Here is a 2,499-nt window from a genome sequence, read left to right on the forward strand (position 1 = left end):
CCCTTCTAATTGTGCGGGCAGCGCCGGCTTTTATCGCCGCGGAATTATAATAACCGCTCAGAAGTAAACGCGGCGCCTACGTGAGCGCCCAAATATCTATAAAATCCATGCTTTGAGCGGGGGCGGCCAGCGATCTCTCGATGCGACGACGATCGGATCGGCCATTCCTGCCTCAAGCGCCGGCGGCTTCTCCGGGATGAACTCGACGCGGCAGTTTAAAAGGCGTCACGAATGGCCATCAACGGCGGGGGCGTGTCGAACGATCCTGCGAAACGATGTAACAGGCGATCGCTGCGAGGAACAGCACGACGCCGATCCAGAACATCTCACGAACAATTCCCGGGACTTTTTGCGCCCATTCCGGGATTCGAAGCCACTTTCATTCCCAAAAACACAAAAAGCCGCGTCACGACAGACGCGGCTTTTTCGCAATGAAAACAAGGTAGTTAATGGTCGGAGTGGCGGGATTCGAACCCACGACCCCTAGTCCCCCAGACTAGTGCGCTAACCGGACTGCGCTACACTCCGACTGTCCGCCTTATAGTGAAGCCCGTCGGCACTGGCAACGCCGCGGGGAAAAAAACGTCATGAAGGCTCGATCAACCGCGTCGCGCCTCGTCCAATATGCGGCCGCCCTCGACCAACTCCGCCAAAATGGCCTCCATGCGATGGCGATCCTGCGCCGAAAGCCGCGTCGCGCCAAGGAGTGACGCGCCAACTGACGCGCCTGGAACTAACGCGTCTGGCGCCGCCGGCTGCGCGACAAACGCTGGGCCGTCGCCCGACGACTCACCCAGTTCGCCGTCCGCTTCGGCAAGCATAACTTCGCCAGGCAGCGCGACCGTCTCGTCCTCGTCTTCGGGCGGCGGCGGCGCGCCCCGCCCGCCAGCGCGCGAGGCGGCGACCACGGCCCGCGCGCCCTGCTCTTTCAGAATGCGCTGTACGCCGCGGATCGTATAGCCTTCGCTATAGAGCAGGATGCGAATCGCAGCGACGAGCTGGACGTCCTCGGGCCGATAATAGCGCCGACCCCCGGCGCGCTTGACCGGGCGAATCTGGCTGAATTTGGTTTCCCAGAACCGCAGCACATGCTGCGGGAGATCCAGCTCCTCCGCGACTTCGCCAATGGTGCGAAAGGCGTCCTGGGTCTTGTCCATCAAGCGCTCCGACGCGAATCATCATCGCGCCGATATCGGCGCGATCCGATTTTCCGCCAAACCCGGAACTTGTCCAGAGCCGCGCGCTTCAGTCGCGGTTGATGCGCTCGCGCATGATGTGGGACGCCTTGAACACCAGAACCTTGCGCGGCGAAATCGTCGCCTCCACGCCAGTCTTGGGGTTGCGGCCGACGCGCTCGCGCTTGGCGCGCTGCAGGAACGTCCCGAAGCCCGAGAGCTTCACATTCTCGCCGCGCAGCAGGGCGTCGCTGACCTCGTCGATCACCATTTCCACCAATTGCGCCGATTCGAGCCGCGACAGGCCGATGCGGCGAAACAGAGCCTCGGCGAGATCGGATCGGGTGACCGTGCCTCTGCGCGCGGCCTCGTCGGAACGCGGCGGCGCGCTCTCCTGCCCCGCTGCTTTCGCGATCAATGTCTCCGTCGTCATCGAAACCGCCCCTCGAAGGATTCTTGTTCGGAATTCTTGTTAGGAATTTTTGGCGGCCTTGTTGTGGCGTCACAGCGCTGACCGCCTCTCCCTTTGGCGGATTTATACCCTATAAATCAAATATTTCGAGACAAAACGCGAAGTTTGCGGATGATACGGAGGCTCTCGCGCGGCCCTTTTCGCGACGCTCGCGGGCGGCCGGGCGGCGCCTGAATCGCCGCCCCGTCCCTCACCAGCGGATCAAGGCGGCGCCCCAGGCGAAGCCGCCGCCGATCGCCTCGATCATCACCAGATCGCCCGGCTTGATACGGCCATCCTCGCAGGCCACGCTCAAAGCGAGCGGGATCGACGCGGCGGAAGTATTGCCGTGCCATTGCACGGTCTTGACCACCTTTTCCGGGGCGATGCCGAGCTTCTGCGCCGAGGAATCGATGATGCGCTGATTGGCCTGATGCGGCACGAACCAGTCGAGGTCGTCGGCGGTCACGCCGGCCTCGGCGAAGGCGTCGACCATCACATCGGTGACCTGCCCCACCGCGAAGCGGAACACGTCCTTGCCCTCCATGCGCAAATGGCCCGCCGTCCCGGTGGTCGAGGGGCCGCCGTCGACATAGAGCTTCGAGCGATGGCGCCCGTCGGAGCGCAACTTGCTGGCGATCACGCCGCGGACGGGCGCGCCCTCCGGCTGCTCCTCGGCCTCCAGCACGATCGCGCCGGCGCCATCGCCGAACAGCACGCAGGTGGTGCGGTCTTCCCAGTCCATAATGCGGGAAAAGGTCTCGGCGCCGATCACCAGCGCGCGCTTGTGCGAGCCGGAGGTCAGGAATTTGTCGGCGGTCGTCACCGCGAACACGAAGCCGGCGCAGACCGCCTGCAGATCGAAGGCCACGC

At 63.8% G+C, this 2,499-nt stretch carries 3 protein-coding genes and 1 tRNA gene; all 4 read right to left on the reverse strand.

Annotation, left to right across the window (positions count from 1 at the left end):
- Positions 1 to 450: 450 nt before the first annotated feature.
- Positions 451 to 528 (reverse strand) — tRNA-Pro (locus ACE3S9_RS18430).
- A gap of 71 nt (positions 529 to 599) precedes the next feature.
- Entirely contained in the window at positions 600 to 1,157 is a 558-nt protein-coding gene (locus tag ACE3S9_RS18435; RefSeq protein ID WP_374547930.1) for a MerR family transcriptional regulator, read from the reverse strand.
- A gap of 88 nt (positions 1,158 to 1,245) precedes the next feature.
- Positions 1,246 to 1,608: an integration host factor subunit alpha gene (locus tag ACE3S9_RS18440; RefSeq protein ID WP_374547931.1), complete on the reverse strand. Its 363-nt coding sequence runs from the start codon at positions 1,606 to 1,608 to the stop codon at positions 1,246 to 1,248.
- Between the two features lie 229 nt (positions 1,609 to 1,837).
- Positions 1,838 to 2,499 (reverse strand): beta-ketoacyl-ACP synthase 3 (locus ACE3S9_RS18445; protein ID WP_374547932.1); only part of this gene is annotated, 662 nt, incomplete at its 5' end.

Origin of the sequence: Rhodoblastus sp., assembly GCF_041915505.1 — a bacterium.
Lineage (GTDB): Bacteria > Pseudomonadota > Alphaproteobacteria > Rhizobiales > Beijerinckiaceae > Rhodoblastus.